Origin of the sequence: Mycolicibacterium phocaicum (genome assembly GCF_010731115.1) — a bacterium.
GTDB classification, from domain to species: domain Bacteria; phylum Actinomycetota; class Actinomycetes; order Mycobacteriales; family Mycobacteriaceae; genus Mycobacterium; species Mycobacterium phocaicum.
Genome location: NZ_AP022616.1, coordinates 1,831,377 through 1,847,631 on the forward strand (window position 1 = coordinate 1,831,377; position 16,255 = coordinate 1,847,631).

At 68.9% G+C, this 16,255-nt stretch carries 13 protein-coding genes and 1 other RNA gene; 3 read left to right on the forward strand and 11 right to left on the reverse strand.

From position 1 onward, the window contains the following. Positions 1-3: 3 nt before the first annotated feature. The 5 genes from G6N46_RS08895 to G6N46_RS08915 form a co-directional block, all read right to left on the reverse strand. Positions 4-2,964: a bifunctional [glutamine synthetase] adenylyltransferase/[glutamine synthetase]-adenylyl-L-tyrosine phosphorylase gene (locus G6N46_RS08895; protein ID WP_138248583.1), complete on the reverse strand. Its 2,961-nt coding sequence runs from the start codon at positions 2,962-2,964 to the stop codon at positions 4-6. A 28-nt stretch (positions 2,965-2,992) separates the two neighbouring features. Continuing rightward, entirely contained in the window at positions 2,993-4,336 is a 1,344-nt protein-coding gene (gene glnA / locus G6N46_RS08900) for a type I glutamate--ammonia ligase (RefSeq protein ID WP_061005316.1), read from the reverse strand. An 82-nt stretch (positions 4,337-4,418) separates the two neighbouring features. Then, positions 4,419-5,960 (reverse strand): alpha/beta hydrolase, encoded by a 1,542-nt coding sequence (locus tag G6N46_RS08905; protein ID WP_061005319.1) that lies wholly within the window; start codon positions 5,958-5,960, stop codon positions 4,419-4,421. Positions 5,961-6,053: 93 nt separating this feature from the next. Beyond that, positions 6,054-7,568, reverse strand: coding sequence for an alpha/beta hydrolase (locus G6N46_RS08910; protein ID WP_138248582.1), 1,515 nt, complete (start codon positions 7,566-7,568; stop codon positions 6,054-6,056). Positions 7,569-7,626: 58 nt separating this feature from the next. Next, complete coding sequence (locus G6N46_RS08915; protein WP_138248581.1) at positions 7,627-9,024, reverse strand: WS/DGAT/MGAT family O-acyltransferase; 1,398 nt, start codon at positions 9,022-9,024, stop codon at positions 7,627-7,629. Between the two features lie 162 nt (positions 9,025-9,186). Here G6N46_RS08915 and panB point away from each other — a divergent pair, with 162 nt between their 5' ends. Further along, positions 9,187-10,032 (forward strand): 3-methyl-2-oxobutanoate hydroxymethyltransferase, encoded by an 846-nt coding sequence (gene panB, locus G6N46_RS08920; RefSeq protein ID WP_061005324.1) that lies wholly within the window; start codon positions 9,187-9,189, stop codon positions 10,030-10,032. A 64-nt stretch (positions 10,033-10,096) separates the two neighbouring features. Here panB and G6N46_RS08925 read toward each other — a convergent pair whose 3' ends face one another. Beyond that, on the reverse strand, positions 10,097-10,876 hold the full coding sequence (locus tag G6N46_RS08925; RefSeq protein ID WP_061009818.1) for an enoyl-CoA hydratase/isomerase family protein: 780 nt from the start codon (positions 10,874-10,876) through the stop codon (positions 10,097-10,099). Positions 10,877-10,973: 97 nt separating this feature from the next. Between G6N46_RS08925 and G6N46_RS08930 the strand changes: the two genes are divergently transcribed. Further along, entirely contained in the window at positions 10,974-12,479 is a 1,506-nt protein-coding gene (locus tag G6N46_RS08930; protein WP_167526399.1) for a CYTH and CHAD domain-containing protein, read from the forward strand. A 5-nt stretch (positions 12,480-12,484) separates the two neighbouring features. Here G6N46_RS08930 and rnpB read toward each other — a convergent pair. From rnpB to G6N46_RS08950, 4 genes are all read right to left on the reverse strand, one after another. After that, positions 12,485-12,885: RNase P RNA component class A (gene rnpB / locus G6N46_RS08935), an RNA gene on the reverse strand. 25 nt (positions 12,886-12,910) lie between these two features. Then, positions 12,911-13,261 (reverse strand): hypothetical protein, encoded by a 351-nt coding sequence (locus G6N46_RS08940; RefSeq protein ID WP_138248579.1) that lies wholly within the window; start codon positions 13,259-13,261, stop codon positions 12,911-12,913. 14 nt (positions 13,262-13,275) lie between these two features. After that, positions 13,276-13,905, reverse strand: coding sequence for a class I SAM-dependent methyltransferase (locus tag G6N46_RS08945; RefSeq protein ID WP_138248578.1), 630 nt, complete (start codon positions 13,903-13,905; stop codon positions 13,276-13,278). Further along, positions 13,905-14,870, reverse strand: coding sequence for an NAD(P)/FAD-dependent oxidoreductase (locus G6N46_RS08950; RefSeq protein ID WP_138248577.1), 966 nt, complete (start codon positions 14,868-14,870; stop codon positions 13,905-13,907). Before G6N46_RS08950 ends, G6N46_RS08945 begins: the two co-directional genes overlap by 1 nt. 47 nt (positions 14,871-14,917) lie before the next feature. On the opposite strand from G6N46_RS08950, the gene G6N46_RS08955 reads away from it, so the two are divergent. Then, on the forward strand, positions 14,918-15,496 hold the full coding sequence (locus G6N46_RS08955; protein WP_138248576.1) for a helix-turn-helix domain-containing protein: 579 nt from the start codon (positions 14,918-14,920) through the stop codon (positions 15,494-15,496). An 84-nt stretch (positions 15,497-15,580) separates the two neighbouring features. On the opposite strand, the gene G6N46_RS08960 is transcribed toward G6N46_RS08955, so the two are convergent. Beyond that, positions 15,581-16,243 (reverse strand): CAP domain-containing protein, encoded by a 663-nt coding sequence (locus tag G6N46_RS08960; RefSeq protein ID WP_138248575.1) that lies wholly within the window; start codon positions 16,241-16,243, stop codon positions 15,581-15,583. Positions 16,244-16,255: the final 12 nt, after the last annotated feature.

Here is a 16,255-nt window from a genome sequence, read left to right on the forward strand (position 1 = left end):
CGCCTACTCCCCGAACACCTTGCGCACCACGGTTTTGGCACGACGAGTCACGCGCAGATAGTTGTCCAGGAAGGCGCCGCCGTCGCCGCTCGGCCAACCGGCCGCCACGGCGACCGCGTTGAGCTGACGTCCCGGCCCGGGCAGTTGGTCGGTCGGTTTGCCGCGGACTAGCACCAGGGCGTTGCGCGCGCGGGTCGCGGTCAGCCAGGCCTGCCGCAGGATGTCCGCCTCGTCACCCTCGATCAGCTGGGCCGCCTCGATGGCGTCCAGCGCTTGCAGTGTCGACGTGTTGTGCAGCGTGGGAACCTGATGCGCATAACGCAATTGGAGCAGCTGCACGGTCCACTCCACGTCGGCCAGGCCACCGCGGCCCAGCTTGGTGTGGGTGTTGGGGTCGGCGCCGCGGGGCAACCGCTCGGCATCGACCCGCGCCTTGATCCGCCGGATTTCCCGTACCGCATCTGCCGAGACGCCACCGGTCGGATAGCGGGTCTTGTCCGCCATCAGCAGGAAGCGCTCGCCCAGTTCCAGGTCGCCCGCCACCCGGTGCGCCCGCAGCAGGGCCTGAATCTCCCACGGCTGGGCCCACTGCGCGTAGTACGACTCGTACGACGCCAGCGTCCGCACCAGCGAGCCGTTTCGGCCCTCCGGCCGCAGCCCGGCGTCGACCTCCAGCGGCGGGTCGCTGCTGGGCTGCCCCAACAACGTCCGCACCTGTTCGGCGACCCCGATCGCCCAGCGCACCGCGGTCGAATCCTCCACGCCCGCAACCGGTTCGCAGACGAACATCACGTCCGCGTCCGACCCATAGCCCAGCTCACCGCCGCCGAGGCGGCCCATGCCGATGACGGCGATGCGCGCCAGCGGGCCGCCGGCTCCGGAGCGCGCCCGGATCACCGCATCGAGCGCGGCCTGCAGCACCGCGACCCACACCGACGTCAGCGCCTTGCAGACATCGACCACCTCGAGCAGCCCCAGCAGGTCGGCCGACGCCACCCGCGCCAGTTCCCGGCGACGCAGGGTGCGCGCCGCGGCGATGGCCCGCACCGGGTCGGCGTGCCGTCCGGCCGACGCGACGAGCGCGCGGAACACCGCATCCGGTTCCACCTCAAGCAGTTTCGGCCCCTGCGGACCGTCGGCGTACTGCTGCAGGACTTCGGGCGCCCGCATCAACAGCTCCGGTACGTAGGCCGAGGTGCCGAGCACCCGCATCAGCCGCTTGGCGACGGCGCCCTCGTCGCGCAGAGTCGACAGGAACCAGCGCTGGTCCCCCAGTTCCTCGCTGATCCGCCGGTACGCCAGCAGGCCCGCGTCCGGATCCGGGGTGTCCGACAGCCAGTCCAGCAGCGTCGGCAGCAGCACCTGCTGCACCGTGCCACGGCGGCCGCTGGCACTCGTGAGCGCGGCCAGGTGCGTCAGCGCACTCTGCGGGCCTTCGTAACCCAGTGCGGCCAACTGCCTTTCGGCCGCGGCGGTGGTCAGGCTCGGACCGAACTGGTTCCCCACTTCGAGCAGTGGCTGATAGAAGAGCTTGGCGTGCAGGCGGGACACCCGCATGTTCTGCCGCTTCAGATCCTCACGGAGAACCCCGAGCGCGTCGTGCTGGCCGTCAGGCCGGATGTGCGCCGCCCGCGCCAGCCAGCGCCACGCCTCGTCGTCGCCGTCCTCGGGCAACAGGTGGGTGCGCTTGAGCCGCTGCAGTTGCAGCCGGTGCTCCAGCATCCGCAGAAACTCATATGACGCAGTGAGATTGGCGGTGTCGTCGCGGCCGATGTAACCGCCCGAGCCGAGCGCGGCCAATGCGTCGACCGTGGAGGCGACATGCAGCGAATCGTCATTGCGGCCGTGCACGAGTTGCAGCAGCTGGACCGCGAACTCGACGTCGCGGAGCCCACCCTTGCCGAGCTTCAGTTCTCGGGACTTCACCCCGGCGGGCACCAGTTCCTCGACGCGGCGGCGCATGGCCTGCACGTCGGGCACGAAATCCTCACGGTCACAAGCGGTCCAGACCATCGGCATCAGCGCGTCGATGTACTGTTCGCCCAGTTCGGCATCGCCGACGGCCGCGCGGGCCTTCAAAAGTGCCTGGAATTCCCAGGTTTTGGCCCAGCGCTGGTAGTACGCGACATGCGACTCCAGGGTGCGGACCAGCTGACCGGCCTTGCCCTCGGGCCGCAGCGCGGCGTCGACCTCGAAGAAGGTCTCGCCGGCGAACCGCATCATCTCGCCGGCCACCCGCGTGGTCACCGAGTCCGCCGCCTCGGCCACGAAGATGACGTCGACGTCGCTGACGTAATTCAGTTCGCGCGCACCGCATTTGCCCATCGCGATGACCGCGAGCCGGGGACCGGGTTCGTCGCCGCACACCGTCCGGGTGGCGACGACCAGTGCCGCCCCGAGCGCCGCATCGGCCAGGTCGGACAGGTGCTCGCCCACCGTGACGTACGGCAGCACCGGTTCGTTCTCGACCGTCGGCGCGACGTCCAGCGCCGCCAGCACCAGGATGCGGTCGCGGTAGTAGGTCTGCAGCACATGGGAAACAGCGGAGGTGCCGGCCGTCCTGCACAATTCGGCCGCCAACCGCTCGAAGTCCTCGAGCAGCTCGGCGCGGGACGGCAGCGTGATCTCACCGCGCAGCAGTCGCCACGAAAGCGGGTGCGCCACCAGATGGTCGCCCAGGGCCAGCGACGAGCCCAGCACGGCGAACAGCCGGCCGCGCAGCGCCGTGTCGGTCACCAGCAGCGTGCCGAGTTCGGCCCAGTCGCCCTCGAGGGCGTCCGCGATCCGCACCATGGCGCGCAGGGCGCTGTCGGCGTCAGGGGCGCGCGACAGCGACCACAACAACGGGACGTGCGCGTCGGTGTTCCAGCCGAGCCGGTCCAGATCCGCCCGCGCCGTGGGCGCCACCAACCCGAGGCGCCCGACGCTGGGCTGTGTGGGGCGCTGCGTCGCGGGGTTGGGCACCACCCGACGTTAGCGCACCATCACGGCGTCACAGCGACAGGTATTCCTTGAGTTCGAACGGTGTCACGTGGCTGCGGTAGGTCTCCCACTCGGTGCGCTTGTTGCGCAGGAAGTAGTCGAAGACGTGCTCCCCCAACGCCTCGGCGACGAGCTCGGACTTCTCCATCTCGGCCAGCGCCACGCCCAGGCTCGACGGCAGTTCCTTGTAACCCATCGCGAGCCGTTCCTCGGGCGTCAGGTTCCAGACGTTGTCCTCGGCCTGCGGCCCCAGCTCGTAGCCCTTCTCGATGCCGCGCAGGCCGGCGGCCAGCAGCACCGCGAACGCCAGGTACGGGTTGCATGCCGAGTCGGGGCTGCGCACCTCGATACGGCGCGACGACGCCTTGCGCGGCGTGTACATCGGGACCCGGACCAGTGCGGAGCGGTTGGCCGCACCCCACGACGCGGCGGTCGGCGCCTCGCCGCCGTGCACCAGCCGCTTGTAGGAGTTCACCCACTGGTTGGTGACGGCGCTGATCTCGCTGGCGTGCGTCAGGATGCCGGCGATGAAGGACTTGGCGACGTCCGACAGCTGCAGCGGGTCGTCGGCGCTGTGGAAGGCGTTGGTCTCGCCCTCGAACAGGCTCATGTGCGTGTGCATCGCCGAGCCCGGGTACTGGCTGAAGGGCTTGGGCATGAACGTGGCCCGCACGCCTTCGTTGATCGCGACTTCCTTGACCAGGTACCGGAACGTCATGACGTTGTCGGCCATCGACAGGGCGTCGGCGTAGCGCAGGTCGATTTCCTGCTGGCCGGGCGCGCCCTCGTGGTGGCTGAACTCCACCGAGATGCCCATCGACTCGAGGGCCTCGATGGCGTGCCGGCGGAAGTTCGGGGCCGAGTCGTGCACGGCCTGGTCGAAGTAGCCGTTGTTGTCGGCCGGCACCGGCACCGAGCCGTCGTTGGGGCCGGGCTCCAGCAGGAAGAACTCGATCTCCGGGTGCACGTAGCAGGAGAAGCCCAGATCGCTGGCCTTGGCCAGTTGCCGGCGCAGCACGTGCCGCGAGTCGGCCCACGACGGCGAACCGTCGGGCATGGTGATGTCGCAGAACATGCGGGCCGAGTAGTGCTTGCCGGTGCTCTTGGTGGTCCACGGCAGCACCTGGAAGGTGGACGGATCCGGCCGGGCCACCATGTCGGCCTCGGAGACGCGGGCGAAGCCCTCGATGGCGGATCCGTCGAAGCCGATGCCCTCTTCGAAGGCGCCTTCCAGCTCGGCCGGCGCGATCGCCACGGACTTGAGGTATCCGAGCACGTCGGTGAACCACAACCGGACAAAGCGAATGTCGCGTTCTTCCAGCGTGCGCAGCACGAATTCCTTCTGGCGATCCATGTCCGCAGCGTAGGCAGCAGCTGTTAAATCCGTGTTACCAAGTGGACTCTGTTCGGCATGTTTCGCTGGTGAGACGCTCAGGTCAGCACCGCAATCCCGCCGCCGGCAGCACGGACTGCGTCAGGAACGCCACCACGGCCGTGTCGACACACCGGTCGCCGTTGAACACGACGGTGTGCTGGGTGCCCTCGTAGCTGATGAGTGAGGCGCCCAGTTCGCGCGCCAGGTTCACCCCGGCTTGATACGGCGTGGCCGGGTCGTGCGTGGTGGAGACGACGACGACCTTGCCCGGGCCGGGCGACGCCGGTGCGTGCGGACGGGACGTCGCGGGCACCGGCCACATGGCGCAGACGTCGCGCGGCGCGTAGCCGGTGTACTGGCCGTAGCTCATGAACGGCGCCAGCTGACGCGCGCGCTGGTCGGCGGCCGCCCAGGTCGCGGGATCGGTCGGGAACGGCGCGTCGACGCACCGGATCGCGGTGAACGCGTCCTGCAGGGGCGCGTAGCGTCCGTTCTGATCACGGTGCTGGTAATCGTCGGCCAGCAGCAGCAGATCACCGGCGTCGCCGCCGCGCTGCAGTCCGAGCAGCCCGCTGGTCAGGAACTTCCAGTACTTCTTCGTATAGAGCGCGTTGATGGTGCCGGTGATCGCGTCGGAGTAGCTCAGGCCCCGCGGATCGGACGTCAGACCCGGACGCACGGCGAGCGGATTGACCAACTGCTGGTACCGCGCCACGAACTGCGTCGGGTCGGTCCCCAACGGGCAGCCGACCGACTGTGCGCAGTCCGCCGCATAGTCGTTGAAAGCCGTTTGGAATCCCGCCAATTGGAGCAGGTTCTCGGTGACCGGATCGGCGTTGGGGTCGACGGCGCCGTCGAGCACCATGGCGCGCACCCGGTCGGGGAACCGTTCGGCATAGGCCGCACCGAGCTCGGTGCCGTAGGAGAAGCCGAGATAGTTGATCTGCGACTCCCCGAGCGCGGCCCGCACCACGTCCATATCCCTTGCCGCCGAGGCGGTTCCGACGTTGGCCAGGAAGCTGCTGCCCATCTGTTCCAGGCAGTCCTGCGCCGTGCGGCGGCTGACGGCTTCGATGTGCGCCACGCCGGCCGGGCTGTAGTCGACCATCGGGTCGCGGCGGTTCGCATCGAATTCGGCGTCGCTGCGGCACCGCAACTGCGGCGTCGAATGCCCCACGCCACGCGGATCGAAGCCGACGAGATCGAAGCTGCGGCCGATCTCGGTGTCGGACAGGACGGCGCCCATGCCCGCGACGGTGTTGACGGCCGACGCGCCCGGACCACCGGGGTTGACGAGCAGCACGCCGAGGCGCTGGCCCGAGGCCGGGACCCGGATGACGGCCAGTTTCGCTTGCGGCCCTTGCGGATCCGCGTAGTCGACGGGGACGCTGATGTTGGCGCACCGCGCCGTCGGCAGGTCCGTGGTGTCACCGATGAAGGGTTCGCAGCCACCCCAGACCGGTGCCTGTTCGTAGTAGGACTGCAGAGATTCAGGAGCCGCGTGCGCGGCCGATCCCGGTGCGGCGCTGATGGCCACCAGCAATCCGACGACCCCTACCGCACACCGTCGTCCTCGACTGCCCGCCCGCCACATGGCACACATGGTCGCACGGCGCACAGCCGAGCCGAAGCCTGGTTCCGGAGGGAGACAACCCGGCAATCAGACGGTGACCGAACGGTTATCGTGTGACAGCACTCAGCATTTCGCGCCGGCCTCGGGCACGACCCCGTTGACCAGATAGCCGGCAGCGTGATCGTCGACGCAGCTGTTGCCCTGGAACACCACGGTGTGCTGGGTGCCGTCGAACGTCAGCAGACTGCCACCGAGTTCCTTGGCCAGGTCCACGCCGGCCTGGTACGGCGTGGCCGGGTCGTGCACCGTCGACACCACCAGCGTCGGCGCCAGGCCCTTGACCGAAATCTCGTGCGGCTTGGACGTCGGCGGCACCGGCCAGAACGCGCAGGTGCCCAGCGGGGCGTCGCCGGTGAACTGGCCGTAGCTCATGAACGGCGCCACCTCACGGGTGCGCTTGTCCTCGGCAATGACCTTGGCGCGGTCGGTGATCGGCGGCTCGTCGACACAGTTGACGGCCACCCGGGCGTCGGTCGAGTTGTCGTAGTGGCCGTCGGGGTCGCGGCCCATGTAGGCGTCGGCGAGCCGCAGCATGATGTCGCCGTGCCCTCCCGCGAGCTCGGTCAGCCCGGCGGTGAGGTCCTTCCACATGGCCGGCGAGTACAGCGGCAGGATGGTGCCGACCAACGCGTCGCTGTAGCTCAGACCGCGCGGATCCTTTGTGGCAGCGGGCTTCTGGACCAGCGGGTCGACCAGGCTGTGGTAGACGTCGTTGACCTTGGCCGGGTCGGTGCCCAGCGGGCAGTCGGGGCTGGTCGCGCAGTCGGCGGCGTAGTTGTTGAACGCGGTCTGGAACGCGGCGGCCTGGTTGATGTCGGCTTCGATCGGATCGGCGTTGGGGTCGACGGCCCCGTCGAGGATCATCGAGCGCACCTTGTCCGGGTAGTCCTCGGCGTATTGGGCGCCGATCCGGGTGCCGTACGAGTAACCGAGGTAGGTCAGCTTGTCGTCGCCGAGGGCGGCCCGGATGGCATCCAAATCCTTGGCGACGTTGGCGGTTCCGACGTTCTCGAGGAACTCCTTGCCCATCTTGTCGACGCAGCGCTGCACGAACGCCTTGGTCTCGGATTCGATGTGCGCGACACCGGCCGGCGAGTAGTCGACCTGCGGGTCGGCGCGCTGCCGGTCGTTGTCGGCGTCGGAGTTGCACCACACGGCGGGCTTGGAGGACCCGACGCCGCGGGGGTCGAAGCCGACGAGGTCGAAGCGCTGCCGGACCGAGTCGGGAATGTTGTTGAGCAACGACACCGCGGCGCTGACGCCGGACTCCCCGGGACCGCCGGGGTTGATCACGAGCGAACCGATCTTGTCGCCGGTCGCCTTGATCCGCAGCAACGCCAGCTGGGCGACGTCGCCGTCGGGCTTGCTGTAGTCGACGGGCACCGACAGCATCGCGCACTCGGCGCCCTTGGGGATGCGCGACTGCGAGTCCGGGGACGTGGTCTGGCACGGCGACCACTGCAGGGGCGCGCCCGGCTTCGGCACCGCGCGGGTGGCGCGTCCGTCGATCACCTGGCTGCAGCCTGTCGCCAGCACGAGCACCATTGCTGCGGCGAGACTCCCCCGTCTGAGGTTCATGGTCGACCATGGTGCCATGTGCGCTGGTCTGACCTGATGAGGGCGTTGCCGCGCGCCGTCAGACGGTGGCGACCAGTTCGTCCAACGCGGCGGCGAACTCGTCGGCCATGTCCCACAGGTCCGGAACCAGCTCCGGGCAGGAGATCAGGCCGACGTCGAGCGTGCCGTTGAGGGACATCACCGTGATATTGAGCCCGGAGCCGTGGAACAGCGGGCCCAGCGGGTACATCGCCTTGACCTCAGCGCCGAGCATGTACAGCGGATCCTGCGGACCGGGCACGTTCGAGACGACGAGGTTTTGCACGGGCTTGGCCTCGGCCAGGCCGGTCGATGCGAACACCCGCATCGCGGCGCCGAACACCGACGGCGCGGCGAACTGCGACCAGTCCTGCAGCAGCGTCGCGCTGATGGCCGAACTGTGTTGTTTGGCAACGGTGCTCGCGTCGGCGATGGCCCGCAAACGTTCGGCGGGGTCTTCGATGGTGGTCTCGAGTTTGGCGAACATGCCCGATACCTGATTGCGGCCCGGGCGGTCGGATTTGTCACGCACGGACACCGGGCACATGGCCACCAGGGTCGATTCCGGCAGCGCGTCGCGCTCGGCCAGGTAGCGCCGCAGCGCGCCCGACACCAGCGCCAGCACCACGTCGTTGACCTTGACGTGGAAGTGGTTCTTGACGGTCTTGATGTCCGCCAGGTCCAGCTGCGCGAAGGCGACGTTGCGGTGCGCGGTGACGTTGACGTTGAAGGCCGTCTTGGGCGCGGCGAACGGCGCCGCCATGGTCAGGCCCTTGGCGGCGCGGCGGACGGTGTCGATGACGGTCGTCGCCGTCGAGGGCAGCACGTTGGCCAGCTTCAGCGGCCGGGTGAAGTACTTGACCGCCCCGCCGACGGCGATCTCGAGTTCGGACGCGGTGCCGGCGGCCGGCACGGGCTCGGGCGCCGGCGCATCCGGCTCGAGGGTGCACAGCTGCGACATCAGGTTGGCGCCCGTGACGCCGTCGATGCCGGCGTGGTGCATCTTGGTCATCACCGCCAGCCGACCACCGTCGTGGGCGTCGGTGCCGGCGATGTTCTCGATCACCCACATCTCCCACAGCGGGCGGCTACGGTCCAGCTGCAGCGCGGCGATGTGCCCGCAGATCTCGGACAGCTCGACACGGCCGCCCGGGGCCGGCAGCCCGATCCGGTGAACGTGCCGGTCGATGTCGAAATCCTGGTCCTCGACCCACACGGGGTGGTCGAGGTTCAGCGGCGAGTCGGCCAGCTTCTCGCGGAACTGCGGCATGGCCGCGATGCGCTCGCTGAGCATCTGCCGCATCTTGTCGAAGGTGTAGCCACCCGGAATGGTGGCGGCGTCGAGTTCCAGCACCGCGCACACGTGCAGGGGCTGCACGGCGGTCTCCAGATAGAGGAAGCTGGCGTCGAGTCCGCTGAGCCGTTGATATCCGGGCATGGGCGTGATCGTAGGCGGCCCGGTTTACCCAATGTGAGGCATTCCACTTCATGTGTCGTTCACCTTGGGGGTGCGGTGGTGGCAGACTTGACGGCGTCAAACGTCCCGGGGACCCGATATGGGCCTCGAGGTTCGTACCGACCAACACATTTGAGGACGACGATGTCTGATCAGGTTTACGGCGCTGCCCCGGAGTCTGTCTGTACGACCCCGCGAACCAAGATTCGTACCCACCACCTGGCGAAATGGAAGGCCGAAGGCCACAAGTGGGCGATGCTCACGGCCTACGACTACTCCTCCGCCCGCATTTTCGATGACGCCGAGATTCCCGTCCTGCTGGTCGGCGATTCGGCGGCCAACGTGGTCTACGGCTACGACACCACCCTGCCCATCACCATCGACGAGTTGATCCCCCTGGCCCGCGCGGTCGTCAAGGGCGCCCCGCACGCGCTGGTGGTCGCCGATCTGCCGTTCGGCAGCTACGAGGCGAGCCCGCAGCAGGCGCTCGCGACGGCCACGCGGTTCATGAAGGAGACCGGCGCCCACGCGGTCAAGCTGGAGGGCGGTGAGCGGATGGTCGAGCAGATCGCCGCACTGACCCAGGCCGGCATCCCCGTCGTGGCCCACATCGGTTTCACCCCGCAGAGCGTCAACGGGCTCGGCGGCTTCCGGGTCCAGGGCCGCGGTGAGGCCGGCGATCAGACCATCCACGACGCCATCGCCGTCGCCGAGGCCGGCGCCATCGCCGTCGTACTGGAGATGGTGCCGGCGGAGCTGGCCACGCAGATCACCGGCAAGCTGACCATCCCGACCGTCGGCATCGGCGCCGGCGCCAACTGCGACGCGCAGGTGCTGGTGTGGCAGGACATGGCGGGCATGACGGCGGGCAAGACCGCCAAGTTCGTCAAGCGTTTCGGCGACGTCGGTGCCGAATTGGGCCGTGCCGCACGGCAATACGCCGCCGAGGTGGCCTCCAGCGTGTTCCCCGCCGAGGAGCACTCTTACTGAGCGCGACTGTGAGGGCTGTGCACGCGAATCTGTGAAACTGCGTGCACAGCCCTCACACTCGTCGTTACGCGAATTCCGGCTTGCGCTTGCCGACGAACGCGCCGACGCCTTCTTTGCCGTCGGCCGACGACGCGCACTTGGCGATCAGCCGGCCCTCGCGTTCCAGCTGGGTCTCGTAGTCAGCGCCGTAGGTGGTCAGCAGCAGCTGCTTGACCGCGGCGTTGGAACCGCCGGGCTGCGTGGCGACCTCGGCGGCCAGGGCGTCGAGCGCGGCGGGCAACTCGGCGTCGGGCACGACGCGCGTGACCAGGCCCCAGTCGGCGGCCTCAGCGGCCTTCAGCACGCGGTTGGTGATCATGAGTTCCTGCGTGCGGCGCAGGCCGATCAGCCGCGGCAGCACATATGACGATCCGCCGTCGGGGCTCAGGCCGGCCTTGGTGTACGCCATCGTGAACGACGCCGACTCGGCGGCGAGCACCAGATCGCCGGAGACGCCCAGCGGGAAGCCCGCGCCGGCGGCGACGCCGTTGACGGCGGTGATCAGCACGGCGTCCATGCGGGCGAACGTCGACATGGCGCGGTGCAGGTCGTCCGCGATGCCCTTGACGAACGCGCCCGGGTCCTCGGCAGCAGCCATCGCCTTGAGGTCGCCGCCGGCGCAGAAGAACCGTCCGGCGCCGGTCAGGGTGACGACCTTGACGCCGGCGGTGTCGCACAGCGCGGCAGCCTTCGCGAGGTCGCGGGTGAGGGCGTCGTTCATGCCGTTGGCGGCCTCGGGCCGGTCGAGCACGATATTCACGACGGCACCGGACTGGGCGAACTTCAGTGTCTCGAATTCGGTCACGCTTCAAGACGTTATCGGCAGCGGGTGCGGCGCCGCGATATGGCACCCTAATGGCAGCGTTGGTACTGCCCGTCCCGGGTCGCAAATGAAGGTGAACATGGCCGCTGGCAAGCGTAAACCGTCCCGCCACACCGAGATTGAACGCAAGTTCGCGGTGGTCGACAGCACGGTGTCCCCGTCGTTCGACGGATTGTCCGCCGTCGGCCGGGTCGAGCAACTGCCCGTCGCGCATCTGGATGCGGTGTACTTCGACACCCCGGATCATGATCTGGCGGCGCACAAGATCACGCTGCGGCGGCGCACCGGCGGCACCGACGCGGGCTGGCACCTGAAGCTGCCGGCCGGAGCCGACGCGCGCACCGAGGTGCGGCTGCCGATCACCGCGGCGCGCGAGAGCGTGCCCGACGAACTGCGCGACATCGTGCTGGCCATCGTGCGCGACCGCTCGCTGCAACCGGTCGCGCGCATCGAGACCGAGCGGACCGTGTCGATGCTGTACACGCCGGACGACACCGAGCTGGCCGAGTTCTGCGACGACCGGGTCACCGCCACGGCGGGCGAGTCGCTGCAGAACTGGCGCGAGTGGGAGCTGGAGCTGGTCGGCGCGGATTCGGAGGCCGCCGACTCGGGTCCCGAGGTACTCGACCGGCTGGCCAACCGGCTCTTCGATGCGGGTGCGCAGCCGGCCGGGCACGGGTCCAAGCTGGCCAAGGTCCTCGCCGCGGCCCGGGGCGGGGACGCGCCGCCGCCGGCGCCCGAGCCGACGGACAAGGTGCACCGCGCCATCGCGGCGCACATCGCCGAGTTGATCGACTGGGATCGCGCGGTCCGCGCCGACGCCTTCGATTCGGTGCACCAGATGCGGGTCACGATCCGCAAGATTCGGAGCCTGCTGCAGGAGACCGGCAATCTCGGTGACCGCGAGTGGGTACTCGACGAGCTGAAGCTGCTGGCCGCGGTGCTGGGCACCGCGCGCGACGCCGAGGTGCTCGCCCAGCGGTACGACGATGCGCTGAAGGGGCTTGCGCCGGAGCTGGTGCGAGGGCAGGTGCGCGAGCGCCTCGTCGACGGTTCCCAACGGCGCTACCAGTCCGGGCTGCGGCGGTCGCTGACGGCGATGCGGTCGGAGCGCTACTTCCATCTGCTCGACGCACTCGATGCGATCGTCGTCGACAACACCCAGCCGGCCACCGCCGACGAGGAAGCCAAGCCGGTGACCGTCGGCGGCGCCTACCGCCGCGTCCGCAAGTCGGTGCGGCGGGCTGAATCGGCGGAAGCCGAGGGCGCCGAGGACAGCGAGGAGGCGCTGCACCGAATCCGCAAGGGCGCCAAGCGGCTTCGCTACACCGCGGCCGCCATGGGCGAGTCGAAGGTGGCCGACTGCGCCAAGGACATCCAGACGCTGCTGGGCGACCACCAGGACAGCTACGTCAGCCGCGGACATCTTGTCCAGCAAGCCGAGGCTGCCCACGCCGCGGGCGAGGACACCTTCACCTACGGCATCCTGTACCAGCAGGAGGCCGAGGTCGCCGAGTACGCCCGGCTGCAGTTGGATGCTTCGCTCAAGGCGCTGGCGCGCGCGATGCGCAAAGTGAAGAAGTAGCGGGGCGGACGAGCTGGCCTGTAAGCCGGATTCTGTTCCCCGCCACCATCGCTGGTGGCGGGGCGGCGACCATCCATCTGGGCACACCGTCGCCGGGTGCCTCAAGCGGCCTACCCGCAGGCTCGGGCGAGCAGCCCTCGGGCACCTGCGCAACCGCAACCAGGTTGCGGCCTTCTTGGCCTTGCTTCGGGTGGGGTTTACCTAGCCACTCCGGTCACCCGGAATGCTGGTGCGCTCTTACCGCACCGTTTCACCCTTACCGTCTTCGCACCAGGCTCAGACGGCGGTCTGTTTTCTGTGGCACTGTCCCGCGAGTCACCTCGGATTGCCGTTAGCAATCACCCTGCTCTGTGAAGTCCGGACTTTCCTCGAAACCTCTCGGTCCCGCGGCCGCCCGGCCAACTCGTCCGCGCCGATACCATATCAGCTGGTCAGAGCGCCGCGACCAGCGAGTCCAGCACAACGATCGCGCCGTACACCAGGAGCACCTGTTTCAGCCAGCGCGGCCCGTCCCGACGCGTGCGGGCGAGCGCCAGGCCGAGACCGAGCACCACGATCACCGGCACTGTGATCGCCCAGTGCGCCCACACCTGCCGCGGTCCGTACACCAGCAACGCGGCGGCCGGCCCCAGCGACCAGTCGCCGGAGGTGGCCAGCGAGTTGCCCATGGCGTCGGTCAGGACCTGAACCGCCTGGTGACCACCGAACAGCAGGCACAGACAGGCGGTCACCAACAGCATCGACTCCGCGGCCAGCCGGAAATCGAGCCGATGTTTGACCACCCGGTGACCTCCGATCAGTGCGTGCGGTGCAGGACAATCAGATTGTCCCGCAAAACGGCGGGTTCGCCGGTAGGGCCGATTGCCTCGCGTTCTACAGTACCGACGTGCTGCTTCTGCCAGCCTTCGTCAGGCAGATCGAGCTCGGCGACGACCTCGCCAGCGGACTGAAAGTGGTGGTCATGGATATGTTTGGCGGCCCACGGCGGCGCCTCGCCGTGGTCGACGATCAACAGGGTGCCACCCGGGGCGACGGCAGCTGACGCCTGCTGCAGTATTTGCCGGCGCTCCAGATGGACCGTGGAGTGCAGGAACTGCGCAGACACCAGATCGAAGCTGCCCGCCGGGAAAGTGTGCGACAGGTCGTGGTGCTGAAAGTCGATGCGCTCGGCCACTCCCCTGGCCTCGGCCGCGCTGCGGGCCCGGTCCAGGGCGTTGGTGGCGATGTCGACCGCCACGACCTGCCAGCCCGCGGTGGCGAGCCAGATGGCGTCGGCGCCCTCGCCGCACCCCAGATCGAGCGCGCGGCCCGGCGTCAGCTCGCCGGCAATCTTCGCGAGATGGGCGTTGACCCGGCCGCTCCACATCTGTGGTTTCTCGGCGTACCGGCTTTCCCAGTGCTCCTGGGGCGTTTCCGTCGTGGACATCAATCCTCCTGCGTATCGAAGTGGGGCCAGGGCATGACGGGTAGGCCGAACTGGTCGTGCAGCAGACTCTGCACGATCGCGGCGGCCGCGGCGGAACCGGCGGCGATCGCCGCCGCCACCTGGGGCATCTGCGCGCAGACGTCGCCCGCGGCGAAGACGCCGGGCACCGACGTGCGCTGTATCGGGTCGACCTTCACGGCGTCGACGACGACCGGACCCGGCGGGGCGATCCGCACGCCGAGCTGGGTCGCCAGGTCGGTCCGCTGCCGCAAGGCGCTGGCCACCAGCACGCCCTCGCGCTCGAGCTCGTCGCCGTCGGCGAACACCACGGCGGTCAATGCGCCGTCGCGCGAGGCGAATTCGACGATCTTGCGCTCGTCGACCCGGACACCGGCAGCGGCCAGCGTGCGGTTCTGGTCGTCATCCAGACCGGAGGGACCGTTCGACACGACGACGATGTCGTCGGTCCAGCCGCGCAGCATCAGCGCCATGTGCACGGCCCGGTCGCCGTCGGCGAGGACGGCCAGCGCCTGGTCGCGCGCTTCCCAGCCGTGGCAGAACGGGCAGTGGAACACCGACCCGCCCCAGTGCTCGTCCAACCCCGGGATGTCGGGCGCGTCGTACTGCATGCCGCCGGCCAGCAGTATCCGCCGGGCGTGGTGCACCGATCCGTCGGCGAGTTCGAGCCGGAACGCGGGGCCGTCCTGTGCCGTCGCACTGGTGACCTGCCCGTCGATGACCTGCACCGACGGGTACTCGGTCAGCTCACGGCGCCCGTCGGCGTACAGGTCGGCCGGCGGCCGTCCATCCTGACCCAGCAGTCCCCCGATGCCGTGGGCCGCGAGGTTGCTCTGCTCACCGGCGTCGATGACCAGGGTGCGTCGTCGCGCTCGTCCGAGCACCAGTGCGGCGCTCAGCCCCGCCGCGCCGCCACCGACGATGGCGCATTCCCATTCGTTGTTCATGACACCGACCTTGCCGGGCGATGGCGAAAATGCCAAGCTGATTTGCCATGCAGGCAAACCCTGAGGACGACGATATCGAAGCGCGGGTCCGGCGGCGACTGCGAGAACTGCGCACGCAACGCGGCATGACGCTGGAAGACGTTGCGCGCGCGGCCGATATCGACATCTCGACGTTGAGCCGCCTGGAATCGGGCAAGCGCCGATTCGCACTCGACCACCTGCCCCGGCTCGCCGCGGCGCTGTCGATCAGCACCGACGAACTCATGCGCGCACCCGAGGCCGAGGACCCGCGGGTCCGCGGCGCGTCACACAGCCGCGACGGCATCACCTACTGGCCACTCACCCGCGGCGGGCCGGCCGGCGGGCTGCACACCTTCAAGATTCGCGTGAGCACCCGGCGCCGGACGCCACCCGCCGAGCTGCCGGTGCACGACGGCCAGGAGTGGCTCTACGTGTTGTCGGGGAACCTCCGGCTGCTGCTCGGAGATCGCGACTTCACCATCAAACCCGGTGAGGCCGTGGAGTTCTCGACCTGGACACCGCACTGGTTCGGCACCGTGGACGGGCCGGTCGAGGCGATCGCCATCTTCGGGCCGCATGGAGAGAAGCTGCATATCCGCAACTGAGCCGCATCCGCGCCGCGGACGCACTCAGTTCACCAGTTTCGCGATTTTCCCGTTCTGCAGGCGCACTCGCGAGACACGAGAGTCCTAGTTGGGCGGATACGCCGGCGGCGGGTGGACGCCGCGCAGGATCCACGGGAACCAGTCGAAGAAGTGCTCGACCTCGTCGCTGCCGTCGTAGTCGGGACTGGGGTCGAAGCCGTTGTTGGTGCCGCCCGCTTTGTCGTCGCGGTGCGGCGGTTCGGGCAGCTGGCCGTAGACGGCGACGACGACGGTACGGTCCAGGCTGTTCTCGGACCACACGCCCATCTGGTTGTTGGCACAGTTGGCCATGATCTGTTTGATGACGGGGTCGTAGTACCACTGGTTGATCAGCTCGACGCCGCTGATCGCCAGCGCGGGATTGATGGCCACGGTCTGTGCCACCGGGCCGCCGCGGTAGCCGGCGTCCGCGGCCCGCGTCTGGGGTGTGGATCCGTCAGATCCGATGTCGCCGTCCAGGTTCCGGTTGGCCATCATGTCTCTGGCCTGGCGTGCGGCGGCCTCCTGCAGCTGCGGGTTGACGGCAATGTCGTTGGTGCATCCCGCCTGATGCTGCACGGTGTAGACGTTGGATACCACGGAGTCGTTGAGCCGCTTGTTGTTCGGGATGAGGGTGTTGCCGTTGTCAGCGTGTGCGAACGGCGTGCAGAGCACAGCACTGACGGGCACGACAGCCAACGCGGACAGCACCAATGGCCGACGTCTCATGTTGGATTCCTT

Excerpts from the sequence above, each read along its gene's own strand:
- G6N46_RS08955 (WP_138248576.1), top strand. The coding sequence starts at position 14,918 with ATGCAGGCAAACCCTGAGGACGACGATATCGAAGCGCGGGTCCGGCGG.
- G6N46_RS08950 (WP_138248577.1), bottom strand. The coding sequence starts at position 14,870 with ATGAACAACGAATGGGAATGCGCCATCGTCGGTGGCGGCGCGGCGGGG.
- G6N46_RS08960 (WP_138248575.1), bottom strand. The coding sequence starts at position 16,243 with ATGAGACGTCGGCCATTGGTGCTGTCCGCGTTGGCTGTCGTGCCCGTC.
- panB (WP_061005324.1), top strand. The coding sequence starts at position 9,187 with ATGTCTGATCAGGTTTACGGCGCTGCCCCGGAGTCTGTCTGTACGACC.
- G6N46_RS08910 (WP_138248582.1), bottom strand. The coding sequence starts at position 7,568 with ATGAACCTCAGACGGGGGAGTCTCGCCGCAGCAATGGTGCTCGTGCTG.
- G6N46_RS08915 (WP_138248581.1), bottom strand. The coding sequence starts at position 9,024 with ATGCCCGGATATCAACGGCTCAGCGGACTCGACGCCAGCTTCCTCTAT.
- glnA (WP_061005316.1), bottom strand. The coding sequence starts at position 4,336 with ATGGATCGCCAGAAGGAATTCGTGCTGCGCACGCTGGAAGAACGCGAC.
- G6N46_RS08945 (WP_138248578.1), bottom strand. The coding sequence starts at position 13,905 with ATGTCCACGACGGAAACGCCCCAGGAGCACTGGGAAAGCCGGTACGCC.
- G6N46_RS08930 (WP_167526399.1), top strand. The coding sequence starts at position 10,974 with ATGGCCGCTGGCAAGCGTAAACCGTCCCGCCACACCGAGATTGAACGC.
- G6N46_RS08905 (WP_061005319.1), bottom strand. The coding sequence starts at position 5,960 with ATGTGTGCCATGTGGCGGGCGGGCAGTCGAGGACGACGGTGTGCGGTA.